The sequence below is a fragment of the Colwellia sp. 1_MG-2023 genome (assembly GCF_030546755.1).
Classification (GTDB): domain Bacteria; phylum Pseudomonadota; class Gammaproteobacteria; order Enterobacterales; family Alteromonadaceae; genus Thalassotalea_H.
In genome coordinates this window covers 25,575-49,177 of record NZ_JAUOPE010000016.1, presented here as the reverse complement: position 1 = coordinate 49,177, position 23,603 = coordinate 25,575, and the positions used below count along the sequence as shown (strand labels likewise).

Below are 23,603 nucleotides of genomic sequence, written 5' to 3'. Positions count from 1 at the left end.
CCACCGCAACGTAAACCTGAATGCGAATATTACAGAATTTACTCTTAAATTTGCCGAAGAACTAACAAAAGTAAAACCTAAAATACGCCCAAAGAATTCATTACCAAGTTTCAATTAAAACACCAATACCTGAGAAACTTTTTATCGAATTAGTTGCGGTATATAACGCCTAAATAAATGGCTTTTAACAGTAATAACCCAAACTTAAATACAACACAAAACCAGCTAAACTGTTAAAAGTCCATTTAATTTACTTGTTATATATTTTTTGAATAATTTAGCTAAACCTGCCAGTTAAAACAATGTTTGAAACTATAACTGCAACACTACCACAACGTAAACCAAAACCTGATTAACAGGAATTAATACCAAGCTGAGTTTTAAAAACCAATGGTTAAATGAATACAAAACCAAAAGAATTACACACCAAGTTGTTTGAAATACACAAATGCCCAGAAACAATTAAAACAGAATTAGTTGTGGTATATAACGCTTTGCTAAGCTGCAAAAACGGTTTGCTAAAATGGCGCAGCCAGCAAACTGTTTTTTGTCAGCTTGAGCGACTTGTTAGGTTTTTATAGCACCTATATTAAAGCTCTAGCCTTTAAAAGTGTGTGATCACACCAACAAAAACACCCTTAAAATCAAGATCGGTATATAAGTTGTTTAAATCTTCGAATGCTATTTTCACGACTCGATACCCTAGGGTCACATTAAAATCGACCACTCTGCTATCATTTAAATCGTAACTTAAACCAACTTGATAGTCAGAAATTGAATGGTCATCTACAAATGAAAAATCACCTTGGGCAAATACACTTAAGTTAGTTAAAGGCAAGCTAATGTTAGTGGCAGCATACAACATAGGCAAAACCTCGTCAGTTTTTATTTTACCCGTTGGAGTATCTGTATCTGTTGATTCCCCACAAACTGTTTCTGGCAGATCATCATAACAATTAGCCTCAGCAAGCCTTTTGGGTCTTGTTACAGTAACATCACCATTAAAGTCTCTAGCGGTTAAACCCAAATCAAATGAAAATAAGCGGTTATTAAATAATCCATAATATAAGGTGTAATCGACATAGCTGACATTAAAACTGGCATTAACATTGTCACCAATAGTAAAGGTTCCATCGCCGAAGTTAAATGCTTGAGTTGAAGTGATTTCACCTTTGGTATCAATTGTAGTAATTGAAATACGTGCATTAGGGAGTAAAGAATAAGGATGTACGAAGGCAACAAAGAAGTTATTTTGCTGTTCTTTTTTTAGATTAAAATCAATTAGCGTGTTTTTTTCACCAAAAAAACCACTAGCAACACTTTGCCAGATTTGGCCGCCAAGATATAGTCCAACCTTATTATTTTCTTTTGGGGTAAAAGTAAAAGCTGCTTGTACGTTAACCGTAAAAAATGCAGCAAGCGTTACTGAAAAAAGACGCTTTATCATCGAGTTATTATCCTTAATTTACGAACGGCATGTTCCATGTTTTATCAAGTCGCCATCACAGTTATAACCACAAGGATTCAGAAAACCTAACAGTTTAATAGCAGGAATAATTCATGTCTATTACATCAAGTTCCAATGCTATTTAAATAAATTTAATTTTTTAAATATAACCTAACTATATATTTTTTAATACGTATTTATTTTAGGGTCGTCAAAATGGCTTCAAAATATTCATTCAAATTCGTAAAAAACGTGAATCAAACCTACACTGTATATAAAAACAGTCAAGGAAGATAAAATGTCATCCCCTTTTTTACAAATGATCGAAGATAAAATGCGGTTAAAAAGATACGCAAAGCGAACAATACAAACGTATGTTTATTGGATCAAAGGCTATATTCTATTTATAAACAAAAAGCATCCTGCATCCTGTCATAATGAAGAAGTTGAACAATACTTATCTTATTTAACTAATTCATTAAATCTTGCCCCTAGAACGCAAGGTATTGCGTTAAATGCTTTAGTCTTTCTCTATCTTCACATTTTAAATAATCCACTTTCATTAGAGCTAAACTTTAACAAAAGTCGCCTAAGTAATAAGCTACCCGTTGTTTTAACACCAAATGAAGTCAAATCTCTGTTAGTTGAAATAAATGCGAATTATATTTTACCTTGCCAGCTCATGTATGGCAGTGGTTTAAGGTTAATGGAAGTTACTAGGTTAAGAATTCAAGATATTGATTTTAAATATTTCTGCATCAATATTTGGCAAAGTAAAGGCAACAAAAGCCGGCGCGTAACCTTGGCAAAAGAGTTAATACCGGCATTAAAGCAACAAATTGCCCACGCAACGTCTTACTTCGAAGCCGATAAGCATAATAAAAACTATCAAGGAGTTTATTTACCCTACGCATTAGCAAAAAAATATCCTTCTGCGCCGTTTGATTTAGGCTGGCATTATTTATTTCCTGCTAAACGCCTCAGCATAGACCCTGAAGTACAAGCATTAAGACGCCATCACATTAATGAAACCAGTATTCGAAAAGCGGTGAAAACAGCAAGCAATACATTATCGTTTAATAAACATGTTACTTGTCATACTTTCAGGCATTCATTCGCCACTCACCTGTTACAGCGCGGAGCAGACATTAGAACGGTTCAAGAGCAATTAGGCCATACTGATGTCAGAACAACACAAATTTATACGCACGTGATTGAACAAGGAGCTAATGGCGTGAGAAGTCCGTTATCAGACTTATAAAAAAGCCGTTCATTTGAACGGCTAGTTTTAAATCAACATAAAAAGCTCGAAAACTTTACTGCATTATTTAACTTTTAGAAGCAATATATTCGTCAACAAAATTTTCAAGTACATTTAACGGTACTGGGCCATTTTTCAAGATAATGTCGTGATATTCACGAATATCAAACTTATCACCTAATGCTGTTTTCGCTTTTTCGCGCAATTCAACAATTTTAAGCATACCTATTTTATAAGCCGTTGCTTGAGATGGCATTACGATATGACGTTCAACCATTTTAACTGCATCAGATTTTGCGTTAGGTGTATTATTTACATAATATTCAATACCTTGCTCACGCGTCCATTTTTTGGTGTGAATACCCGTATCAACCACTAATCGACAAGCACGCCATAATTCCATAGCAAGGCGTCCAAAATCAGAGTAAGGGTCTTGATATAAACCGATTTCTTTCGGGATCATTTCAGAATATAAGCCCCAACCTTCTGTATGAGCGGTATAGCCGCCATATTTTCTGAACATTGGTAAGCCTTCAAGCTCTTGCTTAATGGCCATTTGCATATGATGTCCTGGAATGCCTTCATGATAAGCAAGTGCTGCCATTTGATACGTTGGCATTGCTTCCATGTCATACAAGTTTGCATAATAAATACCAGGGCGCGATCCATCTGGCGCAGGCGATTGATAAAATGCTTTACCCGCTGATTTTTCTCTAAAGGCTTCTACCGCTTTCACTTTTAATTCAGCTTTTGGCTTGGTTAAAAATAAGCTATCTAAACGCCCTTTCATGTCATCAATTAACGCAACGGCTTCACTTAAATAACGCGCTTTTCCTGCTTCGTCACCTACATAGTAAAATTGTTTATCGCTACGCATAAATTCCATAAAGGCGTTTAAATCACCTTCAAAGCCAACTTTATCTTTAATTACTCGCATTTCGTCATGAATACGACTTACTTCACTCAAGCCAATTTCATGAATTTCGTTAGCGGTTAAATCAGTCGTAGTTGTGCGTTTTAAGGCATTGTTGAAAAACGCTTCACCTTCAGGAAATTTCCAAGCACCATCTCTATCGTCAGCTTTAGACTCTAAATGATTAAGATAAGTAATTAGGTCATCATATCCTGGCTTTAAATATGTCGTTAAGGCAGTTTCTACTGCTTTAATTAATGCAGATTTTTTCTCTTCTTCAATCTCTAGGTTGTTTACTTTACGCGTAAAGTCAGCAAGTACCGTACTTGCCTCACCTTTTTCAAATGGTGCACCAGTAATAATATTATTTGAATCACGAATAACATGCTCAAAAACAAATTTAGGCGCAATAATGCCTCGCTCTTCACGCAATTTTAAGTTATCAACCAATTGTTTTAATAACGTTTTAGTGCCTTGTACACGGGCAATATAATCTTGCGCTTCTTTTTCGTTAGCAATTGAATGTTGATTGATCAAAAAAGCAGGAATTTGAGAGTGAAGACCAAACATTTGATTAACAGGATAGCTATGAAAACGCCATTTATGATCAGCAATGCTATTTTCTAATTTTTGAATATATAACGTACGGCTAATTTTAGTTTGTGGGTCTAATTTGTTTATGTCTATCGCTTTAACCGTCGCCAAATCTTTTTTGGTGATAGCGAGTTCTTTTAAGGTATTTTCTTCTGAAATATCATTCCATTTATCGTAATCGTCTTTTATACCTAAATAGGTTTGATACATTGGATTGCGCATAACACTTGCTTTATATAACTCATCGAAAAGTTTATTGGCTTGTGCAGATGCATCTAATGCAGCTTCAGTGACTTTTGTGTCAACGTTCGAAGCAGTTTCAACAGAGTTTTCTTTGGCAGTTTCTTGATTGTCATTACACGCGGTTAACATCAAAGCTGATGATACAGCCGCAGCTAATAAAGATTTTTTTATCATAGGATCTATTTATTGTTATCAAAGAAGGATTTCTTTTTCCCACAATGACAAGGTGAGCGCAAGCTTTTCGGGATTAAGCGGTTGAAAATTGAGATGAAAGTTGTAAAGAAACACAGACGAAGGTGCAATTAAGCACCTAACGTTTGAATTACAGCAAAAGAAATTATTTGTCTAATATGGCATTTAATCGCTCAAACCCTTGAGCAAGATCGTCAATTAAGTCATCAACGTTTTCTAAACCAATATGTAAACGTATCAGTGGTTGTTCGTACGGCCACTTTGTTGCAGTACGTAGTCTACCCACGTTAGTATTCGCTAAAATTAAACTTTCAAAACCGCCCCATGAATAACCCATTTTAAAATGATGCATGCCGTCTAACAGCGCATTCACAGCAGCTTGATTACCACGCTTTAATACGAATGAAAACAAACCGTTACCACCAGTAAAGTCACGTTTAAAAATGTCATGGCCTGGGCAACTTTCAAAGGCAGGATGTAAAATCACATCCACTTCGTCTCGTGTTGCTAGCCACTGTGCCACTTTTAACGCATTGTCTTGATGTTGCTTTAAGCGTACACCTAAGGTACGAATACCACGCATGGCTAAATATAAATCATCAGGAGAGGTACATTGTCCCATTAAATAACTATTTTCGCGTAGTTGTTCCCAGTGTTCTTCTGTGGCGATAGCAGTGCCAAGCATTACATCAGAATGGCCAACAATATATTTAGTTGCCGCTTGAATTGAAATATCAACCCCGTAATCAAAAGGTTGAAAGTTCACCCCTGCAGACCAAGTGTTATCAAGCATTACAATACAATTATGTTTATGGGCCACTTCTGCAATGGCGGGAACATCTTGCACTTCCATGGTAATTGAACCGGGTGATTCTAAAAATATCACTGAGGTGTTATCTTGAATTAACGATTCAATGTCTTTGCCAATTAACGGATCATAATAAGTAGTTTCTACGCCAATATTTTTCAGCATTTTGTCGCAAAAATCACGGGTCGGCTCGTAAGCAGTATCTACCATTAAAATATGATCGCCTGATTTCACAAACGACAATATAGCATTGGTGATAGCCGCCGTGCCTGAAGGATAAATAGCACAACCTGCGCCACCTTCTAATTCGGTCATGGCATCACTGAAGGCAAAAGAGGTTGATGTACCACGGCGACCATAAAAGAGCACTTGTTTACCACGATTCACTGTGGCATGTTTCATTTGTTTTACTGAATCAAAAACAACGGTTGAAGCTCGCTCTACTGGCGGATTAACCACGCCTCTTGTCCATTTTGATTGTCGACCGGCATTGACAAACTTGGTCTCTTTTTTCATCATTTGGCTACTCTTTTTTAGGAGAACTACACTATTTAAAACAAGATGGTTATACAGAAACACAACCATCTAGCCATCTAAATAGCTATTAATATTGATGTTATAACGTGAATAGTTTCCCGTTGCACGCTATTTTTTATAACGAAATTTTCTTAATTAAATAAATTCATCTGAGCATCCGTTATTTCTGAAAAACTCGTGCCAATAAAAGGTAAAATAGCGTCCGCAACGGTTGATAGTTGTTTATCAACATACACTTGATAATCAAGCGGCGCATTGACATAACCTTTCGCCTGGGGACCAACCGTCGTTAAATAATATTCAATCCAGCCTTTATTTTGAAATTTTAACGGTTTATTGGCTTTTTCGTTAATGTCATCCGCTAAACGCGCCGCTTTTATGTGTGGTGGTACGTTTTTCACGTATTGCTCTAATTTACGACGAATGCGTTTGCGATAAATAAGTAAGTCGTCCATTTCACCGTTTTTGGTTTTATTTACTATATCAATCACGTAGTCTTTGACTTCTTCGCCATTAAACACTTTTAAATAAAGCTCACGTTGAAATTTTTTGGCAAGCTCGGTCCAATCCGTTCTTACACTTTCAAGGCCTTTAAAAATAAGCTGTTCTTCGCCGTTTTTTAACACCACACCGGCATAGCGTTTTTTGGTTCCTACATCTAACCCTCTGATAGTCGGCATAAAAAATTGGCAAAAATGCGTTTCAAACTCTATTTCAAGCTGGCTTTCAATGGCAAAATCTGTGTAAAGTTTGTCTTGCCATTTAGCATTTATGAAATCTTGTAAGCTTTCGCCTAATTGTTGGCACTCTTTAGCCGATTTTTCATTTCCAACATGAACAAATATTGAGTCGGTATCGCCGTAAATGACTTTATAGCCTTTATCTTCTATCCAAGTTTTCGTGACTTTTAATAATTCGTGGCTACGTTTGGTGATAGATCCCGATAAGCGAGGGTCGAAAAACCTACAGCCGGTTGAGCCTAAAATGCCATAAAAAGAGTTCATGATAATTTTAATTGCTTGTGACAAAGCGGCGTTTTTTTCTTTTTTCGCTTTATCTCGCTCTAGCCATAATTGGTTAATAATATCCGGCAGAAAGTGTTGTTCTCTGGAAAAATAAGCGCCATCAAAGCCGGGTATCGCATTATGTGGCGATTTTAAGCCTTCAATCATGCCCATTGGGTCAATATTAAATGAGCGAATAATACTCGGATATAGGCTTTTAAAATCAAGCACTAATACATTTTTATATAAACCAGGAATTGAATCCATTACATAACCGCCGGGCGAAACAAGTCCTTTTAAGCCATCGCCCATATTAGGCGCGACATATCCTGCGCGATGTAGTTTAGGTAAATATAAGTTGGTAAATGCGGCAACTGAGCCACCAATTCTATCAACAGTAAGGCCGGTTAATTGCGCCCGTAACATGGCAAATTCAAGTAATTGGGTTTTATTAAAAATTAAGGTGACTAATCGGCAGTCTTCTAGGTTATAGGCTGCTAACGCTAATTTATCATGATGAAAATTTTCGGTAATTTCTTTGACGCGATTATCAACATCGTCCACCTGCTTGTGTAAACCTAAAAGTTCTCGTGCCACATAATCGAGAGAAAAACTGGGGAAGTTGTAAGTAGCGGTTTTTAATAAGTCGATTCCGTCTAAGATGATCCTGCCATTTACGTCGATAAATTGCTGCTCACTGGTTTTATTTTTTCGCCAACGAGGCACACGCCCATCACGACCAATCGTAAAATTTATGCCGTGTATATCACATCGTTTTTGTAATAAAGCAAAATCAAACTGTATGACATTCCAACCAATAAACACATCTGGATCGTTTTCTTGAATCCATGCAATTAACGCGGTTAAAAGCGCTGGCTCATCTTTTAGCCAAACCACATCCTCTTCAATGTCTGCGACTTGCTTAGCATTCAACTTTTTTGACGGTGCCAAAATATTTTGATCACCGATCATCAATACTTTTTTTAACACCTTATTGTTGAGGTTTTCCGAATAAAGGCCAATGGAATAAAGCTCCCCTTTCATAGAACATTCAATATCGAGTGAAACCATCGACAAACTAATCGCGTCAAGTGTTTGCTCTGCGGGTATTGCCCGTGATTTATTGACGAGATGTACGGGAAAATTAATTTTTCGTAGTTGCTCGGTTAACTCTTGCGTGTCAGTTAAAGAAAATTGCGCACTAGCTGTGATAAATCGTTCCATTAAGTAGCGCTCTTCTGGACGAAAATCATCTTCATAACATTTAACGTCATGAGCTTTTAGCAGATCTCTGCCACGATAAAATGCTCGCATAGTAGCAAAGTAAATAGCAACCACAGGTAGTTGTGCAAAGGTTTTTAGCGGTACGGGTTTGATATCTTCAATAACCACGTCATTTTTGGTTAGCAAATGGCTGGCATTGTCTTGATCTTTAGCTTCAATAAAAAACACGGCTTTTTCATGCTTAACCAGAAAATTTTGTACGCCCTGTTGAGTTTTTAGCCAAAATGAAAGCTCGATACCTTGTTTAGTATCATAGGCTTGGCGCGTTAAAATAAAGCCGCTTAACTGAGAAGCGGATGTGTTAGTTGAAGAAATTGTCATGAAAAGGTTCTAATAGTCGCTAATAACCTGTTATTATATACAGCATTGTATGATAAAAATTACTTGATGGATAGTTGGCCAGCGCCTAACACATACTACTTATGTTAACAGATAAGATAAAACAAATAATACGCACGGCTTACAAAACCATTGGTGAAAACCTTCCTAACTTTAATCCTAGAAAACAACAAACGTTTTTAATTGCCGAAATCGCTAAAACGCTTGCCGGTGATTACGATAAATCGAGAAAAATAATTACCATAGAAGCCGGAACCGGTACCGGAAAATCACTCGCGTATTCGTTAGGTGCTATCCCGTTAGCCTTGTCTCGACAAAAAACGGTGTGTATTTCAACCGCCACCGTTGCCCTACAAGAACAATTGGTAGACAAAGACTTACCTTTTTTAAAAGAGCATTCAGGGTTAAATTTTAATTTCAGTTTAGTAAAAGGTCGACAACGGTATGTTTGCCAACAAAAGTTAGCGGCGGCAGTCAGCCAACATGACAATCCACAAGCCGGCTTTACCTTTGCTCAAAAACCCAGTGCTATCGATATCAAATTATTAACTAATTTACATAACGCGCTTAAAAATAATCAATGGCAAGGTGATATTGATTCATGGGCAGATCCGATACCTCATTTTATTTGGCAACAAATTCAATCAGACAAACACAGCTGTTTGAAAACCTTAGCTGAGCATGCGCACTGTCCGTTTCATAAAGCAAGAGAAGCGATGGAAACCTGTGAAGTTTTGGTAATTAATCATAGTTTATTACTCGCTGATCTTGAGCTTGGCGGCGGTAGAATATTGCCTGCTCCAGAGGATGTTTTTTATATTATTGATGAAGCGCATCACTTACCTAAGGTTACGCGTGACCACTCTAGCGCCAGTGTAACCGTAAAGGGAAGCCTTGACTGGCTTGAAAAGTTAAAAGAACTTTCTGCCAAACTGTCTAAGTTAATAAAATCGCAATCAGTGATTAGTCCCTCGTTAAAATTGAGCGATGATTGCCAAGATTTGATCGGGGAATTGAATAAAGTCGTCACCTTTATTGATAACAATCAAGCGTTATATTTTGCCGAACAAGTTGATAAAAACAATCGATTTGCCAGAGAAGATGACAACAGTATTTATCGCTTTGAAAACGGCATCATTCCTAAAAATTTAAAAAATTGGGCGCAAGATTTAACTGAGCTAAGTAAAAAATGTCTAAGCCACAGTAACAAACTTTACAACTTGTTAATGGAATCTGTAAAAGACGGTGATGTGCAAATGTATTTAGCCGAACCCGCTCTAGCTGAATGCGGGTTTATGATCCAACGCTTAGAAAATTTTCAGGCTTTGTGGAGCATGTATGCAGTGTCAGATAATGAAAAAGGCGCGCCTATGGCTCGATGGATGGAAAAAATCACTTCAAAGCGTCCTGATATTTTATTATCGGCCTCTCCTATTGAAGTGGGCTTTACCTTAGAAGATAACTTATGGAGTAAATGCGAAGGCGCGGTGTTGTGCTCTGCAACTATTTTAGCGCTAAATTCATTTGATCATTTTCGCCGTCAAGTAGGTTTACAAACCAACGATGGAACTCAATATCAAAAAGTAGACTCGCCTTTTGATTATCAAAATAACGCTAAATTGTTTGTTCATCCCATGAAACATGAACCAAGTGCCAGTGAATTTACCGATGAATTAATTCAAGAATTACCTGCGCTAATCAAACAAGGTAAAGCAAGCTTAGTTTTATTTTCTTCGTATTGGCAGATGGAACAAGTAGCAAAATCATTAAGAGAAGAGCACCAGCTTAGTATTCAAGTACAAGGTGAACAGTCTCGTCAACATATTATCGAACAGCACAAAAAATTATGTGATAACGATAAAGACAGTATAATTTTTGGCACACAAAGTTTTTCGGAAGGTTTAGACTTACCCGGTAAATATTTAACTAACTTAATCATTACTAAACTGCCGTTTTCTGTACCAACCTCACCCGTTGAACAAGCACAAGCCGAATATATAACCACCAAAGGCGGTAACCCTTTTATGTCAATTTCGGTTCCTGAAACCTCAAAAAAACTAGTACAAGCCACTGGACGCTTACTGAGAAATGAAAAAGATACCGGCATTATTACCATTATGGACACCCGTTTAGTGTCGAAACGTTACGGTAAAGATCTGCTTAACTCTTTACCGCCCTATCAACGCGGCTAACATCTAAAATATTGACTTTAACCGGTAAACCATCAGCTCACTTATCAGCTTAATCATCCACGAACTTAAGCGTTTAAAACTTAAATAATCGTTAAAAATATTATTTTAACGATTTGATCTCTCCGGGAGTTGAAAAATAATCTCGTCCCGATTTTTGTAACTGTTTTGGCACTTCCATTGGTACATGAACGCCTATATTGGCTTTCGCACCAATGATGCTGTCTAAAATATCGCGTCCTTCAGCAGAAAACAAAAACCAATATGGTGGAAAATTAACATCCGTTTTCTTTTGTTGCCAAAAACGTTTGTAAGGTAAGAAGTGAGCATCATCTGGATCGGCATCTCCCATATGCATTACAGTGGCAGAAGTATTGGCAGAACCAGTGGAGGCATGATTTAAGGTAACCCGAAAAACCATATTTTCGACATCAGCCCTACTCGGCCAACCAGCATGAGGGATCCTAACGGCATCAATAATGAAGTTACCAATAGCTAACTGCCAAGGTTGATCACCAAAGTTTAATTTAACCGGAATAAGTCTTTCTTGAGCAAAAGGTTTATTAAGTTTGTTTAAATGGGCATTTATTTTATCAATCGCCTGTTGTGGCGCAACCAGTTTAGTTTTTTCAAAGCGTAATAAATAATTGACGACTTCATCAACAGCAAAATGATCACGATGGGCATGGCTAATTAAAATTAAATCAATATCGTTAAACGGCGCTTTACCGTTGAAAATATTAGTTTTTATTGTCTCAGGCACAAGCCGATATATTTGAATATTGTCATGAAAAAACGGGTCAAATAATAGCTTGCTGTTTGCAACATGGATAAATAACGCTTCGTTACCTAAATACTTAACATAGTGTTTATTTTCTATCTCTGAGTCTAATGTTAGCCTTGTCTCATGATAACTTAACGACTCGCCATGATTAGCTGAACCTACCTGATTAATTGCAGTTTGCTTGTTTGAATGAAAATCGTGCGCATAAACATTATTTGCCGGTAAAATTATCCACCATGAAAGAATTAACAGCACGAATAACAACTGCGAAACACTTATTTCTACATGTTGCCATGCTCTAAGCACAGCAGACTTTGTTCTCATGAATTTAGATGGTTGATTTATCATATTACCTCATTGTTCAGGGCGTGACATTTAATGAACAGCAGCAATTAAGTTAAGATAATGGCTATTCATCAGCGAGCTTTATTTATAGTTTTTCATAATTCCCTTCATTAAGCTTATTCTGCCGCAAACAAGCGTTAAAGTAATGTAGATTTGTTTTCTTCTTGGTTATAATACGCGCCGAACGTTTTCGTTCTTGAGTTTTTTCGGTAATTTTATATCTGAGAGTATTATGTCTACAAACCTTGCACCTTCAACGTCGTTAACACCTCAACAAAAAAGTCAGTTAGCAAAATTAGAAAAACGCTTACGTCGACATGTGGGTCAAGCGATTGCTCAATACAATATGATTGAAGACGGTGATCGCATTATGGTGTGTTTATCTGGTGGCAAAGATAGCTATGCTCTATTATCGATATTAATGATTTTAAAAGAATCTGCGCCGATAAACTTTGAACTAATTGCGGTAAATTTAGATCAAAAGCAACCGGGTTTTCCTGAGCATGTTTTACCTAATTACCTTGAGTCGTTAGGCGTTGAATATAAAATCGTTGAAGAAGATACCTACGCTATCGTCAAAGAAAAAATACCTGAAGGTAAAACAACTTGTAGTCTATGCTCTCGCTTACGTCGTGCTGTATTGTATAAAGCGGCTAAAGCCTTAGGTGCAACTAAAATTGCCTTAGGCCATCATCGCGACGATATGATTGAAACTATGATGTTAAACATGTTTTATGGCGGAAAATTAAAGTCGATGCCAGCAAAACTAGTTTCAGATAATGGCGAACATGTTGTGATCCGCCCTTTAGCATTTTGCAAAGAAAGTGAATTAATACAATACGGTCAATTAAAATCATTCCCGATTATTCCGTGTAATTTATGTGGTTCGCAACCGAACTTACAAAGACAAAACATTAAAAAAATGCTCAATGACTGGAACGAGAATTTTCCCGGCAGAATTGAGTCTATGTTCACGGCAATGCAAAACATTGTCCCTTCTCATTTATGCGATAGTGAACTGTTTGATTTCAAATCAATTAACGCCAATTCTGGGGTCATTAATGGTGGTGATACCGCCTTTGATCAAGAAACACATTTTACTTCCGTAAAAAATGATACATCAGCTTCATTAAATGTTGATCAAGCCAACGTATTAAACATCACTGAAATCAAATAACCAGAACAAAAACAAAGACAAAAACAAAAAGTGCAGGTTAATCCTTATGTTAGAAAAACTATTTTTACTTCAAGATCACAACACAACGGTGAGACAAGAAATAGTCGCAGGTATCACCACGTTTTTGACTATGGCTTATATTATTTTTGTCAATCCGGCTATGTTAGCCGACAGCGGCATGGATCATGGCGCAATATTTGTTGCTACTTGTATAGCCGCCGCCATCGGTTGTTTTGTGATGGGCTTTCTCGCAAATTACCCTATCGCCCTTGCCCCTGGAATGGGCTTGAATGCCTTTTTCACCTATACCGTTGTGTTAGAAATGGGCTACACCTGGCAAGTTGCTTTAGGCGGTGTTTTTATCTCTGGCTGCGTATTTATCGTATTAAGTTTATTTAATATTCGAGAATGGATCATCAATGCCATTCCTCATTCGTTGCGTTTTGGTATCGCGGCTGGTATCGGTTTATTTCTTGCTTTTATTGCGCTAAAAAACGCCGGTATTGTTGTCGATAGTCCAGCAACGTTATTAACCCTTGGCGATATTACTGCATTTTCAGCAGTGATGGCGGCACTGGGGTTATTTATTATTGTTGGACTGGTGAATCGCAATATTAATGGTGCGGTGATGATCTCTATTTTAGTGATCACATTAATCAGCATAATTTTAGGTAAAGTTGAATATTCTGGCCTTATTTCTTTGCCTCCTTCTGTTGCGCCAACTTTAATGCAATTAGATATTTCAGGTGCGTTAGAAGTTGGCATGTTAAGTGTGATTTTTGCCTTTTTGTTTGTTGATTTATTTGATACTTCAGGCACCTTAATTGCCGTAGCGCAACGAGGTAACTTATTAGATAAACAAGGTAATTTTCCGCGTTTAGGAAAAGCTTTATTAGCAGATTCAACCGCAACAGTTGCAGGTAGTATGTTAGGTACTTCAACCACTACCAGTTATGTTGAAAGTACAGCAGGAGTTGCTGCCGGCGGGCGAACAGGCTTAACTGCAGTGACGGTTGGAGTATTATTTTTATTAGCGTTATTTTTCGCGCCATTAGCAGCTATGGTTCCCGCTTACGCAACTGCAGGCCCACTATTTTATGTCGCGGTATTAATGTTAGCAGGACTTGTACATGTAAAATGGTACAACATCTCTGATGCTGTACCGGTTGCGGTGATCTGCATTACCATGCCGCTTACATTTTCTATTGCTCATGGCATTGCTTTTGGCTTTATTAGTTATGTGGCTGTCAGACTATTTAGCGGTCACACTAAAGAATTAAACATGAGTGTTTGCTTGTTAGCATTGTTGTTTTTAATAAAATTTATCTTTTTTGCCTAAAATAACTTCGCTTGTTTATTAAAAGACTAATCGTTTAAAAGTGCATTTTTTCTAGATGCATTGTTTTTAGTTGCATTGTTTTAAAATAAATTATTTTTAAATGAAATACTGAATAATTAATTGATTGAATGTGTAACCCTTATCGATATTATTTGCAGAGAACAGCATTACTACGAAAAAAATGCTACGAAGAAAATGCCACAAAGAAATATGTGTTTCTACGATGAATATAACTAGCTTTTTAAATTCAGTAGCTTGTTAACCGTAGCTCGTTAACAGCAGTAAAACGCAAATATTTTAGGTTATTTAAAGTACTTTTTGTTATGTCTGATCATCTCTGATATTTCCAAGACATAATCACTACCACGCTCTGAATAAGGTAATAACCCTGTCGCTAACACTTCGGCCGTTAATGGTTGTGAATTAGCATGAAGTTGAGCGCGAATAGAGCGAAATACACGATAAGCTTGATTGGTATTAATGTTATGTAAATAGTGTCTTACCGCTTTTTCTACCGATGTAAAAGCCGCCACTTCATGATCTAATCCTTCATCACGACTATTTGGCACCATGCCACAGTCTTTTTTAAAGCACCAAATGCCAAAGAAATTCAAACCGATTCGAGCAAACCTTGAAGTGCCCCACGCTGACTCATTTGCCGCTTGTACCAGCACTAATGCCGTAGGCACAATATCAACTTTTGTTAGTAATTTTTCAACTTTCTGTTTAATTGTCGGGGCGTTTTTAACTTTATATTGTTTTACTAACTTGGTAATAAAGGTGCGCTCATCTTCAGCTAAGGCATCATTGGCTATAAGTTTACTTTTAATAGCGATAACTTGTTGGCGTAGTTTAACAATGCGATTGTTCTCTTTAACAATTTCTGGACGTAAAAAATTAAAAAATGTTTTTTTCTTTTTGTTTACATCACGAATTTTGCTAAACTTTGGTAAGACAACATCATGTAGCGGCTTTTCTACTTTCTTTGCTAAACCACTCTCTATTTCAGGTTTTTTAGACGTAATCGGTGAAAATATTTCTTGCTCGGTTAGCGGTTTAATCAACATATAAAGAAAAACCATGCCCAAGACAAAAATGATAATGTTCCCTTTATTCATTAACTTTTCCTCTTTTCATAAACTAATTCAATAATCAGTACTGTTTTAGCTTATGTTTTAATTATGTTTTAGTTATGTTTTAATTAAATTTTTAGTTATGTTTTGTTTTACTTAGCTTAGTGAAAAATAATTTCAGCTAACGATACAGAGACCATACAATTTCTAGGCTGTGAACGTAGTATCAATATCATTACCACTACCTTTAGCAATACTAAGTTGCATGCCAAAAATTTCACGATATAAGATGCCTTTCACATTATAAAAAAGTGGCGCAACATAAGTTAATGCGAACATAGTAATAACGCCTCCTAAAAGCCCCACAGAGCTATCACCTAACAAAAGCAAAGGTAAGCTTGCCACAATCAACAGAAAAAAGAGTATGAGATATAAAGCAAAAAGATTAAACCACTGGAAGCGTGTTGCTTGCAATGACAATGTGATCGCTTTTAGCGGTGAAAAGCGTTTTTCTACCACTAAAGGCAGTACTAAGGATAATGCCACCGCTAAATAAATACCTGGGAGCACAAAAAAGGTGATCCCCATAGTAATCAATGTTGACGTTAATAAGGCACAAATGGCCACCCAGCTACCACGTTTTAAAAATGCGAAGACTAGCTTAGGATGTGTGTTTAAACCAACTGCATGAAATACGCCCATCATTTCTACCCCAACTAAAAAAGGGTAAACGACTAAGGTCACTATAATATTTAATAATGCGCTACTTTGTTGGTTTTGAAAGACTTCTTCAATACCGCCTAAATAATTACTGATAATTAATGTAATAATAACGCCAATAGATAAAGTAAACAGCAACCCGACATTAATCGCGATGCGAGATTTACTGGTTGTAGACCAGGCTTCAGCTAAAATAGCTTTTACATCAATACTATATTCACCTTTAACGGCTTTTTCTAAACTACCACCTACTTGTAACACTGAACGCTCTTCCACACATCACCTTATTTTAATCAATCTGAAAATGGTCTCTCAACAAAAAATACCAGACCAAAGGGTTATTATACCGAATAGAAATACTCGATTGTAAATTTATTTAACTTTCACTAGTCACAAAGACAAATCATAAGGACAAATCACCTTGATTGTCTGGTACTTTTTCTCTAGGTAAAGTCAGTGAAATGAAACGGGAAATAAATTAGCGTCGATGTATTTGTTTTAAAATTTGTTTAAAAAACTGACTACCTTTTTCACGTGCTAAATTAACGTTATTTTCTGGTATTTGTTCAGGGTTATTATATACCGATAACACTTTTGCCATGCTTGCTTCTCTCAGTAAATGCAAGGTAGGTAATGGGGAGCGATTAGTAAAGTTTGATGCATCATCAGCATCTTCACCTTCAAAGACATAATCAGGATGGAAACTAGCAATTTGAAACACCCCTTCAAATCCAAGATCAAACAATAATTCATTCGCGTAATCAACTAAATCTAAATAAGCTTCAAAGTCTCGAAAGCCGAGACTATAAATGATTAATGTCGTTTCAACATCAGGATTTTTTTCTAAATATTGACATTGTTGAGCAACATCTTCTAACGCTTTTTCAAGCCGAACTTGTGAACAAATATGGTAGTGAATGGTGTTATTAACTAGCTCTTTTTTAGCAAAAGGACAAAAGCTTAAGCCAATAATCACTTTTTCTAACCATTGCTGTGTTTTTAAAATAGCGGGATGTTGATTATCGTGCATTGCATTTCCTGATAAATTTTATCATGCCGTTATTGTTCAGCATGTTGTTGTAATTGCCACATTTGATAATAATGACTTTTCTTGGCTAATAAGCTTTGATGATCGCCTTGCTCAACTAATTCACCTTGATGTAACACAATAATTTGGTCAGCATCGGTGATAGTGGATAATCGATGGGCAATCACTAAACTCGTATGGTTTTGGCTAACCTCTTTAATAGCGGTTAAAATGGCTTGCTCTGAATGACTATCTAGCGAAGACGTTGCCTCATCGAAAACTAAAATAGCTGGATTTTTTAATATCGTTCTGGCTATGGCAACTCGTTGTTTTTCACCGCCAGAAAGTTTTAAACCGCGCTCCCCTACAACCGTATCAACTCCCTTAGGTAATGACTCAACAAAATGGCTTAAGTGGGCAAGTTTTATCGCTTTCTCGATATCAGCTTTGCTAGCTTGAGTATTACCATAGCGAATATTCTCATACAGTGATTCATTAAATAACACAGTATCTTGTGGCACTATCCCAATATTATTTCGTAACGAGTTTTGCGTCACTTGGTGAATTTTTTGCCTATCTATAGTGATATCACCTTGCTGGCAATCATAAAAACGAAACAACAATTTTACTAAAGTCGATTTACCCGAACCACTTTCACCAACTACCGCGACTTTTTGTCCTGCCGGTACGGTAAAACTTAACCCTTTAATAATTGGTCGTTCGGTTTGATAAGCAAAATGAATCTGATTAAAACTTATTTCCCCCTTCTTAAGGGTTAGTTCTTCAGCATTGTCAGCATCTTCAATCTTGGCTTTTTTCGCCATCAAGGTGAACATTTGCTCAATATTGGCTAAGGAACCTTTGATCTCTCGATAAACAAAACCTAAAAATCCGAGAGGAATAAACAATTGCATCATAAAAGCATTAATTAAGACAAAGTCACCTATGGTCATTTTTTCATGGGTGACTTGGTACGCGGCAAGTGCAAGCATAGCAGTCATCGACATAGAGATAATCACCGCTTGGCCGCCGTTTAGCGCAAATAGCGATAATCTATTTTGCATCTTAGCTTTTTCCCAATCAGCCAGTTGCTTGTCATAAGCATTCGCTTCATACGCTTCATTGGTAAAATATTTAACCGTTTCATAATTTAATAAGCTGTCAATCGCTCGAGTATTACTTGATGAGTCCGCTTTATTTGCCGCGCGAATATATTTAGTCCGCCAATTGGTCGCATACACAGAATAAAGCACATATAACACAATAGAAGCTGTGGTGATCACTGCAAACCAAAGTCCATAATTAACCAATAAAATACTGACGACCATCACTATTTCAATCAAGGTCGGCACAACACTGAACACCATAAAGCGCATTAAAAAACTAATACCAGATGTCCCACGGTCTATATCACGTGATAAACCACCGGTTTGTCGGTTTAAATGAAAATCTAGATCTAATTGATGTAAATGCTGAAAAACCTTTAAACCAATACGTCTAATGGCTCGTTCAGTAACACGACCAAATAAGGTATCACGGATTTCAGCAAACAGAACAATAGCTAAACGTACAACGCCATAGGCTGCAACAAGTGCAAAAGGCACAAGATAAATACGGTTTTCTTGTTGAGCATCTAAAGTATCAACAATATCTTTTAAAATAAAAGGCAAATAGACACTGGCAATTTTCGTTAAAATCAAACAGAGCAGCGCAAATAAAATACGCACTTTAAACTCTAACAAATACGGCACCAGCATTTTTACAACATGCCAATTGAAAGTAGTAACTTCTTGATCGGTTTGGTGAGAGCGACGCATAGTAAGGAAAGCCTGAGCAGATAACTTGCAAATAACTTGCAGAGAATTGAACTTTAACGATTTTGCTTGTCTTTTACAACTAAAAGCAAAACATGACGTGATGAATATACTGTGGTAATTTTAATGTCTGATTAAGCTTTTAAGGTGCTGCGCGCTTCCCTATGTTGACTTTAATTAACACGCTCATTGATCGTTGTATGTTTACCTTAATGTTCATTCTTGGCGTACAATTACCTGAGTTTATTAATCAGTATATTCAAAGACTCTCTGGTCATTTAGAAGAATCAAAACAACAACTATCAAACTATCAAGCTTTAGCTGAACAATACTTTAACGGAGAGATATCTTTGTTAATTAAGCAATATAAAGGAAACTCGGATCCAATCATTGTTGATAGTGCCACGGTTATCGAGCAATTAGTTCAACGTACCGAGTATTTAACCAATCACCTATCCTCACTGGATACTCAAGATTATTTTCAGCAATTAAGTCAGTTTGCGTTGAACTTTGATGCGCAACTTCTTCATAAAACCGCTGAATTTTATCAGTTAGCCATACCATTACACATTAATGCATTAAGTACCGGTGCAGTAATTGCCTCATTATTTGTATTAATTAACTTAGTTTGTACTCATTGTGTAAAACGATATATTCATAAACAAACTCACGGTGTTGCACCGACAGTTAAACATTAGTAAATCACAAGCATAAAAAAGGCTGCAACTGTCATTGCAACCTTTTTATATTCATCATGTGATGTGGCTACTGAATTAACCGTTACCGTCTTCTACACGACTTTTTAATTTTTGCCCTGGTCTGAAAGTAACCACTTTACGCGCAGAAATAGGAATATCTTCACCTGTTTTAGGATTACGCCCTGGGCGCTCACTTTTAACGCGAAGATCGAAGTTACCGAAACCAGAAAGCTTAACTTGCTCTCCTGCTTCTAGTGTTTCTCGAATTTCTTCAAAGAAAACTTCAACCATATCTTTTGCGTCGCGCTTACTCAGCCCAACTTTCTCAAATAAATGTTCTGCTACTTCTGCTTTGGTTAGCGCCATTGCTTAATCCCTCAGTGATGCATTTAATTCAACTTTTAATGTATCGACCACACGATTAACGACATCGTTAATATCTTTTTCTTCAAGAGTCTTTTCATGATCTTGTAAAACAAGAGCAATTGCTAAACTTTTAAATCCAGCGTCAATACCATTGCCTTGGTATACATCGAACAAGTTTAGATCAACTAAATTATTTCCGCCAACATTTTCAATGAGTTGTAACACTTTTTTTGCTTCAACGTCTTCTTTAACGATAACAGCAATGTCACGTCTATTTGCAGGAAAGCGTGATATTTCGGCAGCTTCAGGGATGTTTTGTGTTGAAATTTCCGACAATAATAGTTCGAAAATTAATGTTCGACCATTTAGCCCTAATTTCCTTTCTAATTCAGGATGTAAGGTGCCAACGTGTCCCACTAAATTGCCATGACGATAAATTGCCGCAGTTTGACCAGGATGAAGCGCATCAAGTTCAGCTTTTGAAAATTCATAAGCAGCTGAATCTGCTGTTAAGGCTAATAAAGCTTCAACATCAGATTTAATATCATAAAAATCTGCCGCCGCTTTTTCCATATGCCAATGTTCTTGATTAGTTTGCCCTGTGATCACACCGGCAAGCATAGCTTGTTGACGTACACCATTTTCAGCACTTTCATCAGGAATAAAACGTAAGCCCGTTTCAAATAAACGAATTCTATTTTGCTGACGGTTTTGATTATAAACCACCGATTGTAATAAACCTGTCCATAAACTTAAACGCATCACCGACATTTCACTAGAAATTGGATGTGGTAACGTCATCACGTCTTGATTTGGATGAATTAAACTTTGTATTTTCGGATCAACAAAACTATAAGTGATCGCTTCTTGGTAACCACGATTAACTAAAGCGTTACGTAAACGACTCACTGGTAAATTAACTTCTTTTTGAGCACGCATGGCTAACGTCGCTTTTGGCGAAATATTAGGAATATTGTTATAGCCAAAGATACGAGCAACTTCTTCAATTAAATCAACTTCAATTGAAATATCAAAGCGATAAGCAGGAACTACAACCGTCCAAGTGTTTTCAGTAAAACTCACATCAAAGCCTAAACGGGTTAAAATTTCTGTCACTTTTTCATCGGCAATATGATAACCAATTCGGGCATCGAGCATACTGCGGCGTAATGTGACCGTTTTAGCCTGTGGTAAATTTTCTTCACTTAATGCTTCTACAATTGGTCCTGCTTCTCCGCCGACAATAGCGAGCAGCAATTCGGTTGCTCTCTCCATCGCATTTCGTTGTAATTCAGGATCAATACCGCGTTCATAGCGATGTGAGGAATCTGTATGTAAGCCGTATTGACGTGCTTTTCCTAAAATCGCAAGCGGTGCAAAAAAGGCACTTTCTAAAAAGATATCTTTACTTGGCTTTTCGCTATCGGTACTAACGCCAGACTCTTGCCCACCAAAAATTCCAGCCATGGCAAGCGCCTTACCTTCGCCATTTGCGCTTGTATCTGCAATCACTAATGTTTCTGTTGAAAGTGTGACTTCGTTACCATCTAACAACACTAGTTTTTCATTTTCTTTTGCAAAACGAACATCAATACCACCATCAATTTTTGCTAAATCAAAGGCATGCATTGGATGACCTTGCTCAAGTAATACGTAGTTAGTAACATCAACGACAGGATCTATTGAACGCGTGCCACAACGACGTAGCTTTTCGACCATCCATAAAGGTGTTTGAGCGTTAACGTCAATATTTTTAATGATACGGCCTAAATAACGAGGACATGCAGTAGGTGCAGATAGCGTAATGGTGAGCTGGTCATCCATTGTCGGCTTGATAGGATTAATTACAGGCTCAGTCACTGGTAAGCTATTTAATACGCCAACTTCACGAGCTAAACCTTTAAGTCCTAAACAATCGCCACGGTTAGCGGTTAAATCAACGTCAATACTAACGTCGTCTAAGTCTAAATATTCACGAAGACAAACGCCTAAGGGGGCGTCTGCAGCAAGTTCCATAATTCCGTCAGCACTTTCAGCTAAACCAATTTCAGACTCACTACACAACATGCCATGAGAAGGAACACCACGTAGTTTAGCCTTTTTAATCTTAAAATTGCCTGGTAAAACGGCGCCAACCGTAGCAACAGCAACTTTTAACCCTAAACGACAATTTTTTGCGCCACAAACAATATCAACGAGTTCGCCGTCGTTAAAATCTGGGCCTAAATTAATTTTTGTAACTTGTAGTTTATCAGCATCAGGGTGTGGCCCACACTCAACCACTTCACCAATAAGCACACCGGTAAATTCACCTGCAACAGGATCTACGGCATCAACTTCAAGTCCAGCCATTGTAATTTGATGAGATAATTCATCTGAAGAAATAGTAGGATTTACCCACTCACGTAACCATGATTCACTAAATTTCATTTTTGGCTTTTCCTACTTGAACTGTTTTAAGAAGCGAAGATCGTTTTCAAAGAATGAGCGTAAATCATTTACGCCATAACGAAGCATCGTTAAACGTTCAACACCCATACCAAAGGCAAAACCAGTATAAACTTCTGGATCAATACCAACAGATTTCAATACGTTAGGGTGAACCATGCCACAACCTAGTACTTCTAACCATTTACCATTTTTACCCATAACATCGACTTCCGCTGAAGGCTCAGTAAAGGGAAAATAAGAAGGTCTAAAACGAATTTCTAAATCTTCTTCGAAAAAGTGATGTAAAAAGTCATGTAAAATACCTTTTAAGTGAGTAAAGCTGATGTCTTTATCCACCATTAACCCTTCAACCTGATGAAACATCGGTGTGTGAGTTTGATCATAATCATTACGATAAACTTTTCCTGGAGAGATAATTCTTAACGGTGGTTGCTCTTGCTCCATGGTGCGAATTTGCACACAAGAGGTTTGCGTACGTAATACCAATTTTGGATTAAAGTAAAAAGTGTCGTGATCTTCACGAGCCGGGTGATGCGCGGGAATATTTAATGCATCAAAATTATGATGATCATCTTCAACTTCAGGGCCTTGTTTTACCGAAAAACCTAAATCACCGAAAAAGCTTTCAATACGTTCTATGGTACGAGTTACTGGGTGTAAACCACCTATTTCATTACCACGACCGGGTAAAGTTACATCAATAGATTCAGCCGCTAATTTTTGCTTGATCACTTCTGCACGTAATAATTCACCACGCTCAGTTAATAGCTTTTGCACTTGTTGCTTTGCAATGTTGATCACTTGCCCTGCTTTTGGCTTCTCTTCTTTAGGTAGTTTGCTTAAACCTTTCATTTGTTCGGTAAACAAACCTTTTTTACCTAAAAAATTTACGCGAACTTGATCAAGTTCCGTTGGATCTGTTGCAGCAGCAATCGCTTGTTCTGCTTGCAAAATAATATCGTCTAAATTCATGCGTTCCTCTGAAACCGACCTGTGAA

At 37.1% G+C, this 23,603-nt stretch carries 17 protein-coding genes; 5 read left to right on the top strand and 12 right to left on the bottom strand.

Features of this window, described 5'->3' with window-relative positions:
* Positions 1-604: 604 nt before the first annotated feature.
* A complete protein-coding gene (locus tag Q4493_RS15870) occupies positions 605-1,447 on the bottom strand; it encodes a TIGR04219 family outer membrane beta-barrel protein (protein WP_303454703.1) in 843 nt (280 codons plus the stop codon).
* 298 nt (positions 1,448-1,745) lie between these two features.
* Here Q4493_RS15870 and Q4493_RS15865 point away from each other — a divergent pair, with 298 nt between their 5' ends.
* The gene (locus Q4493_RS15865; protein ID WP_303454701.1) at positions 1,746-2,708 is read left to right on the top strand and encodes an integron integrase; all 963 of its coding nucleotides are present in this window, start codon (positions 1,746-1,748) and stop codon (positions 2,706-2,708) included.
* A 67-nt stretch (positions 2,709-2,775) separates the two neighbouring features.
* Here Q4493_RS15865 and Q4493_RS15860 read toward each other — a convergent pair whose 3' ends face one another.
* The 3 genes from Q4493_RS15860 to Q4493_RS15850 all read right to left on the bottom strand — a co-directional run bounded on the left by Q4493_RS15860 (position 2,776) and on the right by Q4493_RS15850 (position 8,604).
* The gene (locus Q4493_RS15860; RefSeq protein ID WP_303454698.1) at positions 2,776-4,632 is read right to left on the bottom strand and encodes a DUF885 family protein; all 1,857 of its coding nucleotides are present in this window, start codon (positions 4,630-4,632) and stop codon (positions 2,776-2,778) included.
* A 163-nt stretch (positions 4,633-4,795) separates the two neighbouring features.
* Positions 4,796-5,974, bottom strand: coding sequence for a cystathionine beta-lyase (locus Q4493_RS15855; protein ID WP_303454844.1), 1,179 nt, complete (start codon positions 5,972-5,974; stop codon positions 4,796-4,798).
* A 152-nt stretch (positions 5,975-6,126) separates the two neighbouring features.
* A complete protein-coding gene (locus tag Q4493_RS15850; RefSeq protein ID WP_303454696.1) occupies positions 6,127-8,604 on the bottom strand; it encodes a DNA polymerase II in 2,478 nt (825 codons plus the stop codon).
* 101 nt (positions 8,605-8,705) lie between these two features.
* On the opposite strand from Q4493_RS15850, the gene dinG reads away from it, so the two are divergent.
* Positions 8,706-10,814 (top strand): ATP-dependent DNA helicase DinG, encoded by a 2,109-nt coding sequence (gene dinG, locus Q4493_RS15845; protein WP_303454695.1) that lies wholly within the window; start codon positions 8,706-8,708, stop codon positions 10,812-10,814.
* A 100-nt stretch (positions 10,815-10,914) separates the two neighbouring features.
* On the opposite strand, the gene Q4493_RS15840 is transcribed toward dinG, so the two are convergent.
* Positions 10,915-11,943: an MBL fold metallo-hydrolase gene (locus Q4493_RS15840; RefSeq protein ID WP_303454693.1), complete on the bottom strand. Its 1,029-nt coding sequence runs from the start codon at positions 11,941-11,943 to the stop codon at positions 10,915-10,917.
* Between the two features lie 229 nt (positions 11,944-12,172).
* On the opposite strand from Q4493_RS15840, the gene ttcA reads away from it, so the two are divergent.
* Together ttcA and Q4493_RS15830 are read left to right on the top strand one after the other, a co-directional pair.
* Positions 12,173-13,117: a tRNA 2-thiocytidine(32) synthetase TtcA gene (ttcA, locus tag Q4493_RS15835; protein WP_303454691.1), complete on the top strand. Its 945-nt coding sequence runs from the start codon at positions 12,173-12,175 to the stop codon at positions 13,115-13,117.
* 46 nt (positions 13,118-13,163) lie between these two features.
* Positions 13,164-14,456, top strand: a complete 1,293-nt coding sequence (locus tag Q4493_RS15830) for an NCS2 family permease (RefSeq protein WP_303454689.1) — start codon at positions 13,164-13,166, stop codon at positions 14,454-14,456.
* A 302-nt stretch (positions 14,457-14,758) separates the two neighbouring features.
* Here Q4493_RS15830 and Q4493_RS15825 read toward each other — a convergent pair whose 3' ends face one another.
* The 4 genes from Q4493_RS15825 to Q4493_RS15810 form a co-directional block, all read right to left on the bottom strand.
* The gene (locus Q4493_RS15825) at positions 14,759-15,574 is read right to left on the bottom strand and encodes a glucosaminidase domain-containing protein (RefSeq protein WP_303454687.1); all 816 of its coding nucleotides are present in this window, start codon (positions 15,572-15,574) and stop codon (positions 14,759-14,761) included.
* Positions 15,575-15,736: 162 nt separating this feature from the next.
* On the bottom strand, positions 15,737-16,525 hold the full coding sequence (locus tag Q4493_RS15820; RefSeq protein WP_303454684.1) for a hypothetical protein: 789 nt from the start codon (positions 16,523-16,525) through the stop codon (positions 15,737-15,739).
* Positions 16,526-16,727: 202 nt separating this feature from the next.
* The gene (locus tag Q4493_RS15815; protein ID WP_303454682.1) at positions 16,728-17,279 is read right to left on the bottom strand and encodes a DUF1415 domain-containing protein; all 552 of its coding nucleotides are present in this window, start codon (positions 17,277-17,279) and stop codon (positions 16,728-16,730) included.
* Positions 17,280-17,308: 29 nt separating this feature from the next.
* Positions 17,309-19,093: an ABC transporter ATP-binding protein/permease gene (locus Q4493_RS15810; protein ID WP_303454679.1), complete on the bottom strand. Its 1,785-nt coding sequence runs from the start codon at positions 19,091-19,093 to the stop codon at positions 17,309-17,311.
* Positions 19,094-19,254: 161 nt separating this feature from the next.
* Between Q4493_RS15810 and Q4493_RS15805 the strand changes: the two genes are divergently transcribed.
* Positions 19,255-19,788: a DUF2937 family protein gene (locus Q4493_RS15805; protein WP_303454676.1), complete on the top strand. Its 534-nt coding sequence runs from the start codon at positions 19,255-19,257 to the stop codon at positions 19,786-19,788.
* A 75-nt stretch (positions 19,789-19,863) separates the two neighbouring features.
* Here Q4493_RS15805 and Q4493_RS15800 read toward each other — a convergent pair whose 3' ends face one another.
* From Q4493_RS15800 to pheS, 3 genes are read right to left on the bottom strand one after another with little or no spacing between them, the layout of a single operon-like run.
* Positions 19,864-20,154, bottom strand: a complete 291-nt coding sequence (locus Q4493_RS15800) for an integration host factor subunit alpha (protein ID WP_303454674.1) — start codon at positions 20,152-20,154, stop codon at positions 19,864-19,866.
* Between the two features lie 3 nt (positions 20,155-20,157).
* On the bottom strand, positions 20,158-22,584 hold the full coding sequence (pheT, locus tag Q4493_RS15795; protein ID WP_303454673.1) for a phenylalanine--tRNA ligase subunit beta: 2,427 nt from the start codon (positions 22,582-22,584) through the stop codon (positions 20,158-20,160).
* A 12-nt stretch (positions 22,585-22,596) separates the two neighbouring features.
* Positions 22,597-23,577 (bottom strand): phenylalanine--tRNA ligase subunit alpha, encoded by a 981-nt coding sequence (pheS, locus tag Q4493_RS15790; RefSeq protein ID WP_303454671.1) that lies wholly within the window; start codon positions 23,575-23,577, stop codon positions 22,597-22,599.
* Positions 23,578-23,603 lie beyond the last annotated feature (26 nt).

Bases quoted from the DNA above. Each gene is read 5' to 3' on its own strand.
- Q4493_RS15865 (WP_303454701.1), top strand. From the start codon at position 1,746: ATGTCATCCCCTTTTTTACAAATGATCGAAGATAAAATGCGGTTAAAA.
- Q4493_RS15850 (WP_303454696.1), bottom strand. From the start codon at position 8,604: ATGACAATTTCTTCAACTAACACATCCGCTTCTCAGTTAAGCGGCTTT.
- Q4493_RS15800 (WP_303454674.1), bottom strand. From the start codon at position 20,154: ATGGCGCTAACCAAAGCAGAAGTAGCAGAACATTTATTTGAGAAAGTT.
- Q4493_RS15860 (WP_303454698.1), bottom strand. From the start codon at position 4,632: ATGATAAAAAAATCTTTATTAGCTGCGGCTGTATCATCAGCTTTGATG.
- ttcA (WP_303454691.1), top strand. From the start codon at position 12,173: ATGTCTACAAACCTTGCACCTTCAACGTCGTTAACACCTCAACAAAAA.
- Q4493_RS15810 (WP_303454679.1), bottom strand. From the start codon at position 19,093: ATGCGTCGCTCTCACCAAACCGATCAAGAAGTTACTACTTTCAATTGG.
- Q4493_RS15840 (WP_303454693.1), bottom strand. From the start codon at position 11,943: ATGATAAATCAACCATCTAAATTCATGAGAACAAAGTCTGCTGTGCTT.
- Q4493_RS15830 (WP_303454689.1), top strand. From the start codon at position 13,164: ATGTTAGAAAAACTATTTTTACTTCAAGATCACAACACAACGGTGAGA.
- pheT (WP_303454673.1), bottom strand. From the start codon at position 22,584: ATGAAATTTAGTGAATCATGGTTACGTGAGTGGGTAAATCCTACTATT.
- Q4493_RS15825 (WP_303454687.1), bottom strand. From the start codon at position 15,574: ATGAATAAAGGGAACATTATCATTTTTGTCTTGGGCATGGTTTTTCTT.
- pheS (WP_303454671.1), bottom strand. From the start codon at position 23,577: ATGAATTTAGACGATATTATTTTGCAAGCAGAACAAGCGATTGCTGCT.
- Q4493_RS15870 (WP_303454703.1), bottom strand. From the start codon at position 1,447: ATGATAAAGCGTCTTTTTTCAGTAACGCTTGCTGCATTTTTTACGGTT.
- Q4493_RS15805 (WP_303454676.1), top strand. From the start codon at position 19,255: ATGTTGACTTTAATTAACACGCTCATTGATCGTTGTATGTTTACCTTA.
- Q4493_RS15815 (WP_303454682.1), bottom strand. From the start codon at position 17,279: ATGCACGATAATCAACATCCCGCTATTTTAAAAACACAGCAATGGTTA.
- Q4493_RS15855 (WP_303454844.1), bottom strand. From the start codon at position 5,974: ATGAAAAAAGAGACCAAGTTTGTCAATGCCGGTCGACAATCAAAATGG.
- dinG (WP_303454695.1), top strand. From the start codon at position 8,706: ATGTTAACAGATAAGATAAAACAAATAATACGCACGGCTTACAAAACC.